The sequence below is a fragment of the Pseudomonas piscis genome, from assembly GCF_009380155.1.
Taxonomy (GTDB): Bacteria; Pseudomonadota; Gammaproteobacteria; order Pseudomonadales; family Pseudomonadaceae; genus Aquipseudomonas; species Aquipseudomonas piscis.
Genome location: NZ_WHUV01000002.1, coordinates 1,282,373 through 1,298,415, shown reverse-complemented (window position 1 = coordinate 1,298,415; position 16,043 = coordinate 1,282,373). Strand labels below are relative to the sequence as shown.

General features: G+C 66.1%; 18 protein-coding genes. 10 read left to right on the top strand and 8 right to left on the bottom strand.

The window, feature by feature from the left end:
- Window positions 1–4 precede the first annotated feature (4 nt).
- Window positions 5–979, top strand: coding sequence for an SDR family NAD(P)-dependent oxidoreductase (locus GDH07_RS15805; protein ID WP_178124068.1), 975 nt, complete (start codon window positions 5–7; stop codon window positions 977–979).
- Window positions 976–1,761 carry a MoaF C-terminal domain-containing protein gene (locus tag GDH07_RS15800; RefSeq protein ID WP_152898133.1) on the top strand — a complete coding sequence of 262 codons (786 nt, stop codon included), beginning with the start codon at window positions 976–978 and terminating at the stop codon, window positions 1,759–1,761. Before GDH07_RS15805 ends, GDH07_RS15800 begins: the two co-directional genes overlap by 4 nt.
- 192 nt (window positions 1,762–1,953) lie before the next feature.
- Here GDH07_RS15800 and GDH07_RS15795 read toward each other — a convergent pair whose 3' ends face one another.
- Window positions 1,954–2,970 (bottom strand): AraC family transcriptional regulator, encoded by a 1,017-nt coding sequence (locus tag GDH07_RS15795; RefSeq protein WP_152898132.1) that lies wholly within the window; start codon window positions 2,968–2,970, stop codon window positions 1,954–1,956.
- A gap of 105 nt (window positions 2,971–3,075) precedes the next feature.
- The gene (locus GDH07_RS15790) at window positions 3,076–4,614 is read right to left on the bottom strand and encodes an MFS transporter (RefSeq protein WP_152898131.1); all 1,539 of its coding nucleotides are present in this window, start codon (window positions 4,612–4,614) and stop codon (window positions 3,076–3,078) included.
- 154 nt (window positions 4,615–4,768) lie between these two features.
- Here GDH07_RS15790 and GDH07_RS15785 point away from each other — a divergent pair, with 154 nt between their 5' ends.
- Window positions 4,769–5,401 carry a TetR/AcrR family transcriptional regulator gene (locus tag GDH07_RS15785; protein WP_152898130.1) on the top strand — a complete coding sequence of 211 codons (633 nt, stop codon included), beginning with the start codon at window positions 4,769–4,771 and terminating at the stop codon, window positions 5,399–5,401.
- A 29-nt stretch (window positions 5,402–5,430) separates the two neighbouring features.
- On the top strand, window positions 5,431–5,805 hold the full coding sequence (locus tag GDH07_RS15780; RefSeq protein ID WP_103323854.1) for a hypothetical protein: 375 nt from the start codon (window positions 5,431–5,433) through the stop codon (window positions 5,803–5,805).
- Window positions 5,806–5,851: 46 nt separating this feature from the next.
- Here the strand turns inward: GDH07_RS15780 and GDH07_RS15775 are convergent, their stop codons facing one another.
- The 5 genes from GDH07_RS15775 to GDH07_RS15755 all read right to left on the bottom strand — a co-directional run bounded on the left by GDH07_RS15775 (window position 5,852) and on the right by GDH07_RS15755 (window position 11,712).
- Complete coding sequence (locus GDH07_RS15775) at window positions 5,852–6,877, bottom strand: DUF6602 domain-containing protein (RefSeq protein ID WP_343038251.1); 1,026 nt, start codon at window positions 6,875–6,877, stop codon at window positions 5,852–5,854.
- Between the two features lie 30 nt (window positions 6,878–6,907).
- Complete coding sequence (locus GDH07_RS15770) at window positions 6,908–8,002, bottom strand: DNA alkylation repair protein (protein ID WP_152898129.1); 1,095 nt, start codon at window positions 8,000–8,002, stop codon at window positions 6,908–6,910.
- A 74-nt stretch (window positions 8,003–8,076) separates the two neighbouring features.
- Window positions 8,077–9,906, bottom strand: a complete 1,830-nt coding sequence (locus GDH07_RS15765; protein ID WP_152898128.1) for a monovalent cation:proton antiporter-2 (CPA2) family protein — start codon at window positions 9,904–9,906, stop codon at window positions 8,077–8,079.
- Between the two features lie 162 nt (window positions 9,907–10,068).
- Window positions 10,069–11,085: a M48 family metallopeptidase gene (locus tag GDH07_RS15760; RefSeq protein WP_152898127.1), complete on the bottom strand. Its 1,017-nt coding sequence runs from the start codon at window positions 11,083–11,085 to the stop codon at window positions 10,069–10,071.
- Window positions 11,086–11,112: 27 nt separating this feature from the next.
- The gene (locus GDH07_RS15755; RefSeq protein ID WP_085596511.1) at window positions 11,113–11,712 is read right to left on the bottom strand and encodes a LemA family protein; all 600 of its coding nucleotides are present in this window, start codon (window positions 11,710–11,712) and stop codon (window positions 11,113–11,115) included.
- Between the two features lie 124 nt (window positions 11,713–11,836).
- On the opposite strand from GDH07_RS15755, the gene GDH07_RS15750 reads away from it, so the two are divergent.
- From GDH07_RS15750 to GDH07_RS15735, 4 genes are all read left to right on the top strand, one after another.
- Window positions 11,837–12,268 carry a DUF4265 domain-containing protein gene (locus GDH07_RS15750; RefSeq protein WP_152898126.1) on the top strand — a complete coding sequence of 144 codons (432 nt, stop codon included), beginning with the start codon at window positions 11,837–11,839 and terminating at the stop codon, window positions 12,266–12,268.
- Window positions 12,269–12,300: 32 nt separating this feature from the next.
- Window positions 12,301–12,693 (top strand): Imm10 family immunity protein, encoded by a 393-nt coding sequence (locus GDH07_RS15745; protein ID WP_152898125.1) that lies wholly within the window; start codon window positions 12,301–12,303, stop codon window positions 12,691–12,693.
- Window positions 12,694–12,769: 76 nt separating this feature from the next.
- The gene (locus GDH07_RS15740; protein ID WP_022643858.1) at window positions 12,770–13,108 is read left to right on the top strand and encodes an FKBP-type peptidyl-prolyl cis-trans isomerase; all 339 of its coding nucleotides are present in this window, start codon (window positions 12,770–12,772) and stop codon (window positions 13,106–13,108) included.
- 16 nt (window positions 13,109–13,124) lie between these two features.
- On the top strand, window positions 13,125–13,535 hold the full coding sequence (locus tag GDH07_RS15735) for an NUDIX domain-containing protein (protein WP_022643859.1): 411 nt from the start codon (window positions 13,125–13,127) through the stop codon (window positions 13,533–13,535).
- A gap of 9 nt (window positions 13,536–13,544) precedes the next feature.
- Here the strand turns inward: GDH07_RS15735 and GDH07_RS15730 are convergent, their stop codons facing one another.
- Entirely contained in the window at window positions 13,545–14,567 is a 1,023-nt protein-coding gene (locus GDH07_RS15730; RefSeq protein WP_152898124.1) for a sensor domain-containing diguanylate cyclase, read from the bottom strand.
- Between the two features lie 213 nt (window positions 14,568–14,780).
- Between GDH07_RS15730 and GDH07_RS15725 the strand changes: the two genes are divergently transcribed.
- Together GDH07_RS15725 and dmeF are read left to right on the top strand one after the other, a co-directional pair.
- Window positions 14,781–15,056, top strand: a complete 276-nt coding sequence (locus GDH07_RS15725) for a metal/formaldehyde-sensitive transcriptional repressor (protein ID WP_053136119.1) — start codon at window positions 14,781–14,783, stop codon at window positions 15,054–15,056.
- 9 nt (window positions 15,057–15,065) lie between these two features.
- On the top strand, window positions 15,066–16,040 hold the full coding sequence (gene dmeF, locus GDH07_RS15720; protein ID WP_152898123.1) for a CDF family Co(II)/Ni(II) efflux transporter DmeF: 975 nt from the start codon (window positions 15,066–15,068) through the stop codon (window positions 16,038–16,040).
- Window positions 16,041–16,043: the final 3 nt, after the last annotated feature.

Genomic DNA, 16,043 nt, shown 5'->3' with positions numbered 1-16,043 from the left:
CAACATGTCATTCGATACCCATACACGAGCCTGGGACCTGGTCCGGGACCTGGACCTCTCCGGCAAGATCTACCTGGTGACCGGCGGCACTTCGGGGCTGGGCAAGGAATGCGCCCGCTGCCTCGCTGCCCGTGGCGCCCGGGTACTGGTGCTGGGCAGCAGCGCCGAACGCGGCAACGCCGCGCTGGCCGAGCTGCGGGCCGCCACCGGCAGCCAGTCGCTGCACTTCGAGGCGGTGCGCCTGGAGTCATTGCGCGACGTCGACCGGCTGGCCTCAAGGCTGCTGGAGCAGTTGCCGCACCTGGACGGCGTCATCGCCAGTGCGGGGATCATGGCCACCGATTTCGCTCGTACCGACGATGGCCTGGAGCGCCAGTTCGGCATCAACCATATCGCCCACCATCGGTTGATCACCCGGCTGTTACCGTTACTGCGCCAGGCGGCCGCTGCCCGGGTGGTGCTGCTGACCTCGGGCGCCCATCGCCTGGCGGGCATCGATTTCGCCGATCCCAACTTCGAGCACCGGGCCTACGACCGCTGGACGGCCTATGGCCAGTCGAAGTCGGCCAACGTGCTGTTCGCCGTGGGCCTGGACCAGCACCTGGCCGAGGAGGGCATCCGCGCCCTGGCGGTGGCCCCCGGAGTGGTGGCCGGGACCAACCTGCACAATCACCTGACCGACGCCGACTTCGTGCCCTTGCTCGAACGCCAGCCCGGGCTGCGCCAGTTGACCCGGCGCAAGAGCACCGAGGAGGGTGCGGCGAGCATTCTCTGGGCCCTGCTGCATCCGCAATTGGAGGGCTGTGGCGGTTACTACCTGGAGGATTGCCAGGTGGCTTTGAGCAACGCCGATCCCCTGGATCACCTGGGCGTCATGCCCCGGGTGCGTGATGTCGCCCAGGCCAGGCAACTGTGGACGCTCAGCGAGCGGCTGATCCAGCAAGCCCTGGCTGGCGAGCAGCGGGAGGTGCGGCCATGAACCCGCTGGAACAGGCGCTTCCCGGATTCGATGACTTTGCCGCGCAGTTGCGCCTCAACCGCCTGCCCGACAGCCCGGCGCTGCGCGGGCGGCGCTTCGTCCTGGGGTTCGCCGAGCAGCGGGGCGAGCTGGCGTTCGATGACCAGGGCGAGGCCCGTTGGCAGGGCCTGCCGTTGGCACTGGCGGCGGGGGGCGGGCAAGCCAACGTGGTGCAGGCCTGTGCCGGGCTGTTTTTCATCGACCTGCCATTGCCGGCGGCGCAGCGCCAGAGCCTGGTGGTGATCATCGACGAGCAGCGATCCCGGGCCTTGCTGGTGCATTCCTGGCTGGATACCGAGCGCAAGGCTCGCGGGTTGGCCTCCAACGTCGGCCAGGCGCTGCATCACGCCGGATTGGATGGCCGGCCGGCCGGTGCACCGCCCGAGCGCAGCGATGAGCTGATCGGCAAGCGCGTGCTCAACCTCTACAGCCAGGACACGGCGGTGGAGCATGTCTATCTCAACAGCCGCTGGTATGCGTATCAGATCCATGGCGGCGTGCGCCATGGTGATTGCGATTGCGACGAGGCCAGCTACTTCAAGCTGCGCGACCAGCTGTACCTGGTGAGCTTTCGCGAGAAGGCGGTGGATGTGGCGATCGTCTTCGTCCTCGACACCAGGGCCTGGCGCAATACCGGCATGGCCCTGGGCGAAGTGGATGGGGCCTGGTTCAACGTCCCCATCGGCGCCCAGGTACGGCTGCTGAGCGAGACAGCGTATCCCGAAGGCATCTCGCCGCCCTGAAGGGCCGGGCATACTAGGGCCTGTTGCCATTTCGCCGCGACCGCGCCGGAGCCAGTTTTAGCGCGCAGCTAAGCACGAGACGCGAAGTTTGGCCGTCCAAATGAGCCGTCGAGTAACGACGCGCCGCGCTAAAACCGGCCCGTCCCTTCGGGTTGCGCGGCAACGCGGTTTGCGCCGAAACGGCAACAGACCCTACAGGAACTGCCGCCGATAGCGCAGCGGCGGCACCCCGGTCCAGCGTTTGAAAGCCTTGGAGAACGCCGCGCTGTCGGCGTATCCCAGGCTGTCGGCGAGTTCGTCGATCCGAGTGCCGGGATGGCGCATGCGTTCCAGGGCGAGGCTGTGCCGCACTTGCTCCAGCAGCTCGGAGAACACCACCTGTTCCAGGGCCAACTTGCGCTGCACGCTGCGTGGCGACAGGTGCAGCTGGCGCGCGATGCGTTCCAGGGACGGCGGCTGTTCGCCCAATTGCCGTTCCAGCAGGCGCCGCACCCGCTCATGGAAGCTGCCACTGTGTTGTTCGGCGCACAGGCCCTGGATGTGCTCGCGAAAGAACAGCAGGACGTCGGCATCGCAGCCCTGGCCGGGGCACCTGTGATCCAGCCAATGGCTGGCGAAGACGATGCCGTTGCTTGGCGCGGCATCCCGTACCGGGCAATCCAGCAGCCCGCCCAGAGCCTCGCGGTCCTTGGCCGTCAGTTCATGGCAGAGGTCGATCCGCTGGGCCCGCCAGTCCTGTCCCAGGCGCAACTGCAAGACATGGATCAGCATGCCCAGGCTGAACTCCACATCCTGGCGGCAGGCCCTGGCCGGGTAGGCGGGTAACTGGTAGCTGATCTGTACCTGCTCGCCGTCGATGCGCAGTTGGGTGCGGGTGCCGCCCTGCAGGGCCGTGGTGCTGAGATTGAGCTCCAACAGTGCGCCGTGCAGGGTCGCTTCGTTGAGGAACAGCTCGCGCAGCGGCGAGAGTACCGGTGAGCGGCTGGCGAGGCCGATGCGCGCGCCCAGCAGCGGGTCGTCCAGGGTCCGGGCCGCTTCTTCGAAGAAGCCCAGGTATTGATCCAGGGGAATATGGTCCGCGGGTTTAAGTCCTTGCCACTGGGCCTGGCAGGGCGCTGGCAGGCGCAGCTGCCGCTCTTGCAGGTACTCGAGCAAGGGGCTGAGCTTCAGGCGGCGCACATAGGCGCCGACGGGGCGGGATGCAGGCATGGCGATGGCGTTTTCTTATTGTTCTGCAAGGCACGTTCCCAGGTGGCACGCGCGGTCCGGCAACCATACTAGACGAGGAGAAAAGCCCCGGACAATGGGCATCGCTCACCTGTTCTCGCCCCCTTGGGGCAGGGCGTTGCCATGCCCTGCGGGCTGCTCCGCGTGTTCCGCGCGGGGCTGTTGGCGAATAGCCAGTAGCAAGCCCATGGCCAGCAGGCCGGAGGCACCCGCCAGCAGCATGGCCAGGTGAAAACCGCTGGTCATGGCCGTGCGGTACAGCTCGCCGAACAGCGGGTTGTTTAGGGGCAACTGGTGTTCGGTCACCGCTTGGCGGGCCAGTTCGCCGGCGTTGGCCATGCCGCTGGCCCGAGCCGATTCGCCCAGCACCTGGATGGCCCGGGCGCCCATCAGGCTGCCGAGCAGGGCGATGCCGATGCTCATGCCGGTCTGGCGCAGGGCATTCATGCTGGCCGAGGCGATCCCGGCGCGTTCCGGCGGGGCGCAGGCCATCACCGTCAGGCCGGTGCCCGGCAATGCCAGGCCCATGCCCAGGCCCAGCAGCCCCAGCAACGAGCCCACCAGCCAGTAGGGGGTGTGGGCGTCGAACAGGGTCATGGCGGTCATGGCCAGGCCCACCAGGCCGTAGCCGGCCACCATCAGCCAGGACAGGGGCACATGCTGGTTGATGCGGCCGAAGCCGATGGCTACCAGGCCGGTGACGGTGAATTGCGGCAGCATGCGCAGGCCGGTCTCGGCAGCGGACCAGCCCTGGATCTGCTGCAGGAAGATCGAGAAGAAGAACAAGCTGCTGTAGCTGGAAAAACCGAGGATGAACGAGGCCAGGTTGGCCACGGCGAACGGGCGCTGGCGGAACAGGTCCAGGGGTAGCAGCGGCCGTTGCACCCGCCGCTCCACCAGGGTGAAGGCCAGCAGCCCCACGGCGGCCACCAGCAAGGTCAGCAGGGGGCCTTGGCTGGCGAAGCCTTCTTCGCCGGCGAGGATCAGGCCATAGGTCAGGGCCGCCAGCCACAACACGCTCAGTGCCTGGCCCAGCGGGTCGAGGGCGGCATGCTGTGGGTGCTTGCGCTCGCTGATTCCCCAGCACCCGAGGACCAGGGCGAGGAGGCCGATGGGCAGGTTGATCAGGAAGATGCTCTGCCAGCCGACGGACTCCAGCAGCAGGCCGCCCACCAAGGGGCCGAGGATCAGCGCCAGGGCACTGAACGCCGACCAGCCGCCGATGACATGGGCCCGCTGGCGCAGGTCGGGGAAGGCGTGGCTGAGGATCGGCATCGCCCCGGGAATCAGCAGTGCCCCGGCCAGCCCCTGGACCGCACGCCCGGCCAGCAGCAACCCGAGCTCCTGGGCCAGGGCACAGAGCGCTGAACCCAGGGTGAACAACAGCACCCCGGCCAGCCAGCAGCGCTTGTGGCCGAAGCGGTCGCCCAGGGGGCCGGCCGAGAGCATGAAGGCCGAGAGGCAGATGGCATAGGCGTTGACCACCCATTGCAGGCCGGCCAGGTCGGTGGCCAGGGCCTGTTGCAGGGTCGGCAGGGCGACGTTGACGATGCTGATGTCCAGCGAGGCGAGGAAGGTTCCGAGGTAGGCGGCGGCCACCAGGGCCGGGCGACGATAGCGTTCCATCAAACATCTCCCATGGAGGGCTGGAGAGGGGCGAGGCACTCAGGTTAGTATTTCGACTGACCGTCGGTCAATGGAAAATGATAAATATTCTCAACTCTCTTTTACCCGGCAATTGCCCTAGACTGGCGGCCCTCGCCACCGCCCGGAATCGTTCATGATCGTGAATCGCCACAAGGCCCAGGAACCTGCCAGCGACCTGCCGCAGCCGCGGACCAAACCCGCCGAAGTGCGCCTGGAAGAATTGATGGGCGCCGCCCGCAGCCTGTTCCTGGAGCAGGGAGTGGAGGCCACCACCATCAGCCAGATCGTCGAGCGCGCCGGGGTGGCCAAGGGCACCTTCTATCACTACTTCCAATCCAAGAACGACATGCTGGCGGCCCTGGGCGAACGCTATACCCGGGACTTCCTCGAGTGCCTGGAACAGGCGGTGGCGGCCTGCGCCGAAGATGACTGGGTGGCGAAGGTCAGTAGCTGGATCCGCGCCAGCGTCCAGGCCTACTTGGCCACCTACCGCCTGCACGACATCGTCTACCCCAACCATCACCACCATGGGCGCGGCAACCCGGAGCGCAATGCGATCCTGCAGCAGTTGCAGGGCATCCTCGAAGGAGGGCGGCAGGCCGGTCGCTGGCCCCTGGAACAGCCGACGGTGATCGCCTCGCTGATCTATGCCGGGGTGCACGGCGCCACCGATGACGTGATCGCCGCCCGCCAGGAAGATGGCCAGGCCCTGGCCGAGGCCATCGTCCAGGCCTGCCTGCGGATGCTCGGCGTGACCCAGCCCTGAAGTTCTCCTCGGTACAAGGAAAGACCTCGATGAAACACAGCAAACGCCTGCTCGGCGCGGTACTGGCCGTATTCCTGGCGTACAAGGGGTATGGCTGGTTCTACTACGGCACGCCCTACCAGGACCGCTACTACAGTGACGACCGGGCCTTCTACTACCAGAAGTACCGGCTGTTCAGCTGGCGCGCCTGGATTCCGACCATGACCATGCCCGGCGATGGCGACAGCTCGCGCTACTCCACCGGTGGCTACCTGCGGGTGTTCAAGGCCGATGGCAGCCTGGTGGGCGAGTCTTATGACCCGTGCATTGCGGTGGTGGAGGTGTCTTGGGGCAGCGAGCACGTGGTGGGCTTTGGCTGCGACGACCACCTGATAGCGTTGCCGGCCACGACCGCCAAGGACTGAAGCCCGGCGCGCTGCGGCCGAGTTGCACGTGGCCGCAGCGCAGGTTTCAGAAGCCGTTGGCCCGGGCGAAGTCCAGCCGTGGGTCGCTGATGCGCGTAAGGTTCACCGCGGCGCCCGACCAGCCACCTTCCATCTCTTCGCTCAAGTGATAGCGGCTCAGGTCGTACTGGATCGCGGTGCTGCCCAACTGCGGATGACCGACCCGGCTAGTGAGGGTCTGCAGCAGGCTGGAGATCAGGAACTGTAGGGGCGACTCGCAGGTTTTCAGGCCGATCCCGTAGTCGAAGCCCTGGTCGTCACGCTCGCGGAAATAGCCGAGGAACTTGCGTTTGTCCAGGTTGAGTCCAAGCACCCGGTTGAAGGCCTGGCGGCAGGCTTCCAGCTCTTCGCCGGCAACCCGAGGCAGGCCCAGGATGTTGTTGAGGTTCTTCAGGGCCACGCAGCCCTGGGTGGCGATCACCTCCGGCATCAGGATCACGTCCTGCTCGCCCTGGGCCAGGGGCTCGCGGTGCCAGGTGTTGAGGCTCTGGCGCAGCTTGTCCAGGCTGCCGGCGGTATAGCCGTTGTAGCCATAGATGTAGGTTGGCGGCAGCAACTGGTCGTGGACCGAGAAGGATTGCGCCGGGGGCAGTTCGGCGAAGGGTTTGCGGTACATGAACTGGCTGTAGTAGTCCCTGGATTCCCGGGTGATCGACACCTTGAGGTTGCGTACCGATTTGCCGTTCTCCAGGGCCTGGAACAACTGCGTTTCGTTGAGCTGCGACTTGACCTCCACCGTGGCCACCACGCCTTCGATCAGGTACACGTCGGCCGAGCCGAAGGTGCGCAGGATGGGAAAGTCGTTGCGGTAGATGATCAGGTCGATCTGCTTGGAGATCCCGCCCTCGGCATCGACGATCTGCCCCGAGCCGATGCTGATATTGCGCGGCAGGAAGCGTTGCAGCACATCCCTGATGAAACTCTCCCGGGCGTCGCCCAGGATGGTCTTGTGGTCGGCGATGCTGCTGCTCACCGCAAAGCTGCTTTCCAGCACCTTGGCGATGGACTTGGCCCACCTGTTGATGATTGCCACGAGGTCTTCCTTGTGTGGATTGAGAGGGGCTCAGGGCAGCAGGTCGAAGTGCGCGCTGGCCAGCCGTTCGCCGTTGACCAACAGGTGCACCAGGTGGCGCCCGGGGTAGTGCCGGCGGGTGGTGAATTCACGGATCTGCTGTTGGCGGCCCAGTGCCTGGCGCGCCTGACCGGGCAGGGTGAAGGTCTTGAGCTTGAACACCTTGGTACTGGTGGCGCCCGAGGCCTTGATGTAGTCGATGGCGTAGTCCACCACCAGGCGCTGGGGCTGCGAGCTGCTGGAGACCAGCTCCAGCGCCAGCTCCAGGCGCTCGCCCAGGCGCAAGGCCGCAGGCGTGACGGTGAAGTGCTTTACCTGGACCTCGGCCCGGGCCCCGGCGCCGATCAATGCCAGGGCCTGGCGCTCGCCCTGCTTGATCAGGCTGCGCAGGCCATGGCGGACGATCCAGGCCGTGTGCGGTTGCTCCAGCGGCCAGTCTTGCAGGCGTTGCAGCACCCACTGCGGGTGGTCCTTGGTGATGTCGTTGAGGTGGTTGGCCACCGACTTGCGCACATACAGGCTGGGGTCGTTGCGCAGCCGCTCGAGGATCGGCGCCGCCAGCCCAGGTTCGGCCTGCAGGCGTTCCAGGCGGAATGACCAAGGCAGGCGCGGGCGGCTGCCTTCGCTGGCCAGGCGGCGCACATGTTCGTCCGGATCGCGCGACCAGTCGTACATATGCTCCAGGGTCGCCGCCTGCTGGTTGACCAGGAACGGGCGCACGGCGAACTCCGAGGAGCCAAAACCGGTGAAGAACTTCAGCGCCGTCATGGAACGGGCGAAGTCATGGGTGCCATGGCTGGCCACGAAGTGCGGCAGGAACATGCAGACGAAGCGGCTGTCGAGCCGTGGCGCCAGGGCATACAGCAGTTCCAGACTGTGCTCGTAGGGCCCGGGCAGCACCTGGTGCAGGCTGTCGCTGACCCGCGCCAGGCGCTGCATCACCGAGAGCTCGGCCAGGCCCTGGCTGGCGCGCTTGAGAAAGCCCTGGTGGTCGAACGCCGGATACACCTCGCGCATGGCGTCGGCGATATGCATCAGGCGTTGCTGGTTGAAGATTTCCTTGAGGGCAGGGGCAGCGTCGCTCATCGAGGTTTCCTGTCAGGGGAGGGATGCCGCCCAATCTAGACCGGGCGGCTGACAGAATCTGTCAGGAGAGTGCTTCAGCGCATCGGCGGCAGCAGGTTCTCTTCCAGGCGTTCGTCCTCTTCGTCGGCCTCGAACAGGCGGGCCAGTTCGGCACGGGCTTCCTGGGCGGTCTGCATGACCTTGGCCTCGTCGTCGTACACCTCATGCTGGGCGGCCAGCAATTGCTGGTCGTGCTGGGTGAAGCGCTGGATCCGCGAGTCGGCCTGGACCTGGCTGAGCCCGAGGCCGATCAGGGTCCGGCGGCTCATCTCCAGGCTCGAGTAGTAGGTTTCCCGCACGGCCTGGGCGCCCAGGTCCACCAGGCGGTGCACGTGCTGGCGGTTACGTGCGCGGGCGATGACCTTCAGGTGCGGATAGAGCTTGCGCACCTGCTCGGCGGTCTTGATGTTGGTGTCCGGGTCGTCGGTGGCGATGACGAAGAACTCCGCCTGGCCGACCTTGGCAGCGCTGAGGATCTCCGGCCGCAACGGGTCGCCATAGAACACCGGGATGCCGCCGCCGAAGCTGCGGATCAGCTCGATGGTTTCCACCGAGGTGTCCAGGGCCACGAACGGCACCTTCTGCGCCCGCAGGATACGCGCCACGATCTGGCCCATACGACCCATGCCGGCGATCACCACCCGCGGTTGGTCGGAGTCGATCCGGCGGTATTCGGCGGGCATCTCCACTGGTTTCGGCTTGGGCTTGAGCAGGCGCGAACAGGCCAGCAACAACAGTGGGGTCAGGGCCATGGACAGGGTGATGGTCAGCACCAGCAGGTCGTGCAGGCGCGCGTCGAACAGGCCCTGGTCGCGGCCGATCTTGAACACCACGAAGGCGAATTCACCGCCCGCCGCCAGCACCACCCCGAGGCGGATCGCATGCTCGCGGTCCAGGCCACCGGCCAGGCGCCCGACCACGAACAGCAGCGGCAGCTTCAGGCCGATCAGCAGCAGGGTCAGGCCCAGCACGGCCAAGGGCGCGCTGAGCAGCAGGCTGAGGTTGGCACCCATGCCGACGCTGATGAAGAACAGGCCCAGCAGCAGGCCCTTGAAGGGTTCGATCTGGGCTTCCAGCTCATGCCGGTATTCCGAGTCGGCCAGCAGCAGGCCGGCTAGGAAGGCGCCCAGGGCCATGGACACGCCCACCAGGTCCATCAGCCAGGCGGTACCGATCACCACCAGCAATGCGGTGGCGGTGGAGACCTCCGGCAAGCGGGTCTTGGCCACGATGCGAAACACCGGGCGCAGCAGGTAGCGGCCACCGACCACCACCACGGCGATGCTACCCAGTACCTGCAAGCCATGGCGCAGGTCCTCGGCGCTGCTGGTGTGGTGATCGACACCGGCCAGTATCGGCACCATGGCGATCAGCGGGATCGCGGCGATGTCCTGGAACAGCAGGATGGCGAACGCCAGGCGCCCGTGGGGGCTGGTCAGTTCCTTGCGTTCGGCCAGGCTCTGCAGGCCGAAAGCGGTGGACGACAGGGCCAGGCCCAGGCCCAGCACCACCGCGCTGTTGAGCGTCTGGCCGAAGAGGAACAGCGCCACGCTGCCGATCACTACCCCGGTCAGCAGCACCTGGGCCAGGCCGACCCCGAAAACCGCCTTGCGCATCACCCACAGGCGTCGCGGCGACAGCTCCAGGCCGATGATGAACAGCAGCAGCACCACCCCCAGCTCGGAGATGTGGCTGACGCTCTGGGGATTGCCGATCAGGCCCAGCACCGACGGGCCGATCAGCACCCCGGCCAGCAGGTAGCCGAGCACGGCCCCCAGTTGCAGGCGCTTGGCCAGGGGCACGGTGACGACCGCGGCGCAGAGAAACACGACGGCGGCTTGTAGCAGGTTGCCTTCATGGGGCATCGGGGGAACTCCTGGTAGAACGGGCACGCAAAACTTGGCGCAGCGATGATAACGGCCTGGCGGTGACGATTTCAGCCGCAGGCGAGCAACGGTGGGTAAGGGGTATCGGTTGAGACTCGGCTCAGGCGCCATGAGGCACGTAGTAACGATGACTAGTCGGGCTTATCGACTGTCTCCCGGATAGCGCCCATCCCACTGCGGATCCAGGCGCCGTATGCGCTCGGCCAGGGGTGGGTGGGTGGCGAACAGCCGGTCCAGGCGCGACTGCACGCCCTGGTGGAAATACATGTGGCTGTATTGCGCGGCGTTGAAGGCCTTCAGGCGCGAGCCGGCAGTGCAGCCGCCGATTTTCTTCAGCGCCCCGCTCAGGCCCTGGGGGTTGCGGGTGAACTGCACGGCCGAGGCGTCGGCGAGGAATTCGCGCTGGCGGCCGATGGCGGCCTTGATCAGGTTGCCCAGCAAGGTGCCGAGCGAGCCCAGGATCAGCAGGGCCAGGCCGAGCACGGCGAAGACTATCTGCCAGATGAAGCGGTGGCGGTCGCTGGCCAGGTGCTCGCGTTCGGCCTGGCGCAGCACCAGCACGCCCGCCAGGCTGAACAGCAGCAGCCCGTGGATCACCGCCAGCAGCCGGGTGTTGAGGCGCATGTCGCCATTATGAATGTGGCTGAATTCGTGGGCGACCATGCCTTGCAGCTCATCGCGCTCCAGCCGGGCGAGGGCGCCCCGGGTCACCCCCAGCACCGCTTGCTGCGGGTCGAGACCGGCGGCGAAGGCGTTGATCGCCTCTTCGGGCAGTACATACACCGCAGGCATCGTGGTGCCCGAAGCCAGGGCCATTTCCTCGACGATGTTCAGCAGCCGCTGTTCATCGCTGTTGCGCGCCGCGCCGTTGATCAGGCGTCCGCCCAGGTGCTCGGCGATAACCTTGCCGCCGGCGCGCAGGCGCCAGGTCTTGTACCAACTGCCCAGCAGCACCACCAGGACGATAAGGGCGGCCACCACTGCGACCAGGGGCCAGTTCAGTACCTTGGGCTGGTCGGATTCCTGGTTCAGCTCGCGCCACAGCCAGCCGAGGCCAAGGCTGCTGAGGGCGGTCAGGCTGGCCACCGCCAGGGCCATCAATGACAGCAGCTTGAGGGTGCGGCGCCGGGCCTGGGCCTGGTGTTGAAAGAATTTCATGCAAACATCCGCAGGGCAGGGGCCGCTTTACTGGAAGGCGATCCGGGTGGCGTCTTGAATCAGCGCGCTGTCGCTGAATTGCAACAGGGTGGCGTCGCTGCGATGACCCAGCAAGCGGGCGAAGAACAGCGCCGGCACCTGCTGCTTGCACAGGTTGTAGTCGGTCACCGCATCGTTGAAGGCTTGGCGGGCGAACGCCACTTTGTTCTCGGTGCTGGTGAGCTCCTCGCTCAACTGCGCCATGTTCTGCGAGCCCTGGAGTTGCGGATAAGCCTCGAGGTTCAGGTGCAGGTGGCCCAGGGCCTGGTCCAGGGCGCCCTGGTCCTGGCCGAGGCGCAGGATCTTCTCGCGGTCGCCAGGCTCGGCAGCCGCTGCCTGCAGGCTGTCCCGGGCGGTGTTGCGGGCCTGGGCCAGGGCGGTGAGGGTGGTGTGTTCGTGCTGCAGGTAGCCCTTGACGGTTTCCAGCAGGTTGGGAATCAGGTCGTAGCGGCGCTTGAGCTGCACTTCGATCTGGGCAAAGGCGTTGCGCAGGCGGGTGCGGCGGATCGTCAGGCGGTTGTAGAGGCTGAACAGGTACAGCGCCAGCAGGGCGAGCAGCGCCAGGGTGACGATATCGGCGGTGGCCATGGATGTCCTTATCGAGGTGGGGCGTGGGGGCGGCCATGGTAACGGAATACTCCCGGCCGATGGTTGCCAGGTCCGGGCAATTCTGCGAAAAAGCGCTCCCATTTCGCACAACCAGGGACTGGCGATGGACAAGATCATGCTCCGGCTGACGGTGGTCGACGACTACCCGCCGGTTTCCAGCGAAGGCGTCTGGGCCCAGCTCCAGCCTTGCGGGCATTACCGGATCGATAACATTCCCTTCTATTCCCGCGAGCTGTGCTGGGGTGATGAGGTACAGGTACGGGTGGCGGATGACGGCCTGAAATGGTTCGAACGGGTGATCCGCGCAAGCACCAACAGCACCTTGCGCCTGGTGTTCCACGAACCGGGCCACGACGAGGCGCAGCAGGTCCTGCAGCACCTGGTGGCGCTGGGTTGCAGTTGGGAAGGGCTGCATCGCTGGTTCTACGCACTCAACGTGCCGGCCGAGGTATCCCTGGACCAGGTACTGGATTATTTGCACGAACTCGGCGAGCAGGGCTGGCTGGACTATGAACATGGGTTGCTGCGCCAGTGACGGCCAGACCGACTGCACAAGGAAAACAATGGATGAACCTGGAATTTCACGCCAACACCTATAGCGCCTATACCGAAGACGAGGTGCATATCCTCGGCCTGGCCGACGACCCGGCGCAGCCCACGCATTACCTGCTGTTGCAGCGTGCCGAGGAATTCGACGAGCAGGACGAGGCACTGGGCATGGCTACCTACCATGTGGAGCTCGGGGGCCAGGGTGTATCCGGCTACGGCGGTATCCAGCAGGTGCTGCTGGCGCCGGGCCAACTGACCCTGCACTTCTCCCAGGCGGTGGCCTGGTGTCGTTCCCTGCCGAGCCTGGAAATACGCTGGGAAACCGGGTTGCTGGTGCCGGATGAACTCGACGCGGCGCTGGCTGGCATCTTCAACGAGACCGGCACCGTTATCCGGCGACAAGCCCAGTGATTGCCAAGCCCGGGCAATTCTGCGAAAAAGCCGCCCGCAGCCCCGCACCGGGGCGATGGTTGAAGGATGAGCACGCATGAGCGATGAGTTGCAGGTGATCGATATCCAGCTGGGCGACGGCAAGGCCGTGGTCAAGGGCGCCCTGATCACCACCCAGTACCGCGGATTCCTGGAGGATGGCAGCAGCTTCGATTCTTCCTATGATCGCGGCAAGCCGTTCCAGTGCGTGATCGGCACCGGGCGGGTGATCAAGGGCTGGGACCAGGGCCTGATGGGCATGCAGGTGGGCGGCAAGCGCAAGCTGCTGGTGCCGGCGCACCTGGGGTATGGCGAGCGTGCCGTGGGCTCGATCCCGGCCAACGCCAACCTGGTGTTCGAGATCGAACTGCTGGAAGTGCTGACCCGCGACGACTGAGCCAGGGAGCGTGAACATGCAGGCGAACAAGGCATGCCCCGTGGTGTTGCGCCAGGGCGCAGGCCTGGAAATCCTGGCTTTTCGGCACCCATTGGCTGGCCTGCAACTGGTCAAGGGCAGCATCGAGGTAGGTGAGGCGGCGGCCGCGGCGGCGGTCCGCGAGCTGGCGGAGGAGGCTGGGGTCCAGGGCATCGCGGTGCGCCCGCTGGGCATCTGGCAGTCCGGATTCCCCGGCCAGGTCTGGGCCTTCCATGAATGCCGGGTGGTCCAGGCGCTGGCCGAATCCTGGAGCCACCGTTGTGGCGATGACGGCGGCCATGAGTTCAGCTTCTTCTGGCATCCCCTGGCCGAGGCGCCATCGGAACAATGGCATCCGCTGTTCCAGCAAGCCCTGGCCTATCTGGGTGAACGCCTGCTGCGGCGCTGAGCTGCGGCTTCACTGGCCCAGGCGGTACTGGTTGTTGCCGCTGCGCTTGGCCTCGTACATCGCCAGGTCGGCCACGTGCAGCAGTTGGTCCATGCGTGCCCCGTGGTCGGGAAACACCGCGACCCCCAGGCTGCTGCCCACGCTGTGCCGGCGGTCGTCGACCTCCACCGGCGGCGCCAGTTGGCTGAAGATCTTCTCGCCAATGCGCCCGGCTTCCTCGGCCAGGTCCAGCGCCGGCGACAAGCCTTCGAGAATCACCACGAATTCGTCGCCGCCGATCCGGGCCACGGTATCGCTGCTGCGTAGCACGCCCTGCAGGCGCTGGGCGGTGACGCTCAGTACGCGGTCGCCGATGGCATGGCCGTACTGGTCGTTGATCGCCTTGAAGCCATTGAGGTCGACGAACACCAGGGCCACCCGGGTCTGGTCCAGGCGCGCCTGTTCCAGGGCTCGCGACAGGCGCTGTTCGAGCATCAGGCGGTTGGGCAGGCCGGTCAGTGGATCGAAGTGCGCCAGGCGCTGCAACTGGCGAGTGGAAACCTTCTCGTCGGTGATATCGCGTACCACCCCCATCATCTTCACCGTGGCGTTGTGCCCGTTACGCACCACGTTGCCGGTCTCGCGCAGCCAGTGGATGCTGCCGTCGGGCCAGATCACCCGGTATTCCTCATCGTGGTTGTCGCCGGTGCGCAGGCAATGGAGCTCGCCGGCGCGCACCCGCTCGCGGTCCTCTGGGTGCACGCAAGAGCAGAACAGTTCGTAGGAGGGCACCACCTCGCCGACCTTGAAACCGAACATGCCGTAGATGGCTTCCGACCAGTACAGGTGCTGGGTATCGACCTCCCAGTCCCAGGTGCCGATCCGTGCGAAGTACTGGCTGCGCTCGAAGCGTTCGACGGTGTCGGGCCGGCCTTGGCTGAGTTCCCGGTAGGCCCGCAACTGGGCCTGGGCCAACCGCTCGCGGCGCAACAGCCAGAGCACCAGCAGGGCCAGCAGCGAGGTCAGGCAGAGCAGTGACCAGACGGCAATCATCGGATGCTGGACAACATGGAAGAGAGGGTCCTGGAGAAGGGATGGCACTTGGCTATGTTAATCCACGCAGTGTGACGAACAGCAGCTTTTTCTGCCGGGCCATGCCGCTGGTCGGCGGTCTCCCGGGAGCGCAAAGGTTTGCGGCGATAGCGACTTGCGCAACGGCCGATCCGGGCGCAGCATGCTCGCCATATAGGTATAGGGGGTATAGGTATGTCGCACACTCATGAGCGCAAGGAGCAGCTGCTCAAGCGCGTCCGGCGCATTCTCGGGCAGGTCCAGGCCATCGAACGGGCCCTGCAGGACGGTGCCGAATGCGCCACGACCCTGCATCTGGTGGCCGCCAGCCGGGGCGCAATGAACGGTTTGCTGGACGAGATCATCGAGGCCCATGCCCTGGAACATGTGGCTCATCCCGAGCTCAGCGATGCCGAGCGGGCCAAGGGTGTGGATGAACTGCTGCAAGCCATTCGCCGTTATTCCAAGTAGGAGCCCATGATGAACCTGTCGCAACAGGCCGCGAGCCTGGCCCATGAGCACCAGTTCCTCGGTGCCGATCACGATGCCAATGCCCGGCGCACCTTGTGGGTGGTGGTGCTGACGGTGGTGATGATGGTGGGGGAAATCCTCGCCGGTTATCTCACCGGTTCCATGGCGCTGCTGGCCGACGGGTTGCATATGGCGACCCATGCCGGAGCCCTGGGGATCGCGGCGGCGGCCTATGGCTTTGCCCGGCGCAATGCCGGCAACCGCCGTTTCAGCTTCGGCACCGGCAAGGTCGGTGACCTGGCGGGTTTCGCTTCGGCGATCATCCTTGGCCTGGTAGCCCTGGGCATCGCCGGTGAGTCGCTGGTGCGCTTGTTCCAGCCGGCCAGCGTGGCTTTTGCCGAAGCCACGCTGATTGCAGTGGTGGGGTTGGCGGTGAACATCCTCAGCGCCTGGTTGCTGGGGGCCGGGCATGGACATCACGGCCATGCCCACGGGCATCATCACGAACATCACGAACATCACGAACATCACGAACATCACGAACATCAACGGCAGCACGCTGGCCATGGTGACAACAACCTGCACTCGGCCTATGTCCACGTCCTGGCCGATGCCCTGACCTCGGTACTGGCCATCGTCGCCTTGCTGGCCGGGCGCTACCTGGGGTGGGTCTGGCTCGATCCAGCGATGGGCATCGTCGGCGCCCTGGTGATCGCGCGCTGGTCCTACACCTTGATCAAGTCCAGCGCCGCGGTGCTGCTCGATGCCAGCGACGAGCAGGTGGCCGAGCAGATCCGCCGTTCGGTGGAAGCGCCGGGCGACGCCAATATCGTCGACCTGCATGTGTGGCAGGTGGGCCCCGGGGCACGGGCGGCGATCGTCAGCGTGGTGGCCCGCGCGTCCCTCAATGCCGAGGCCCTGCGTGGGCGGCTGGCGCCGGTGCCCGGGTTGGCGCACCTGACCCTGGAGCTGCGCAGCGTCTGACGT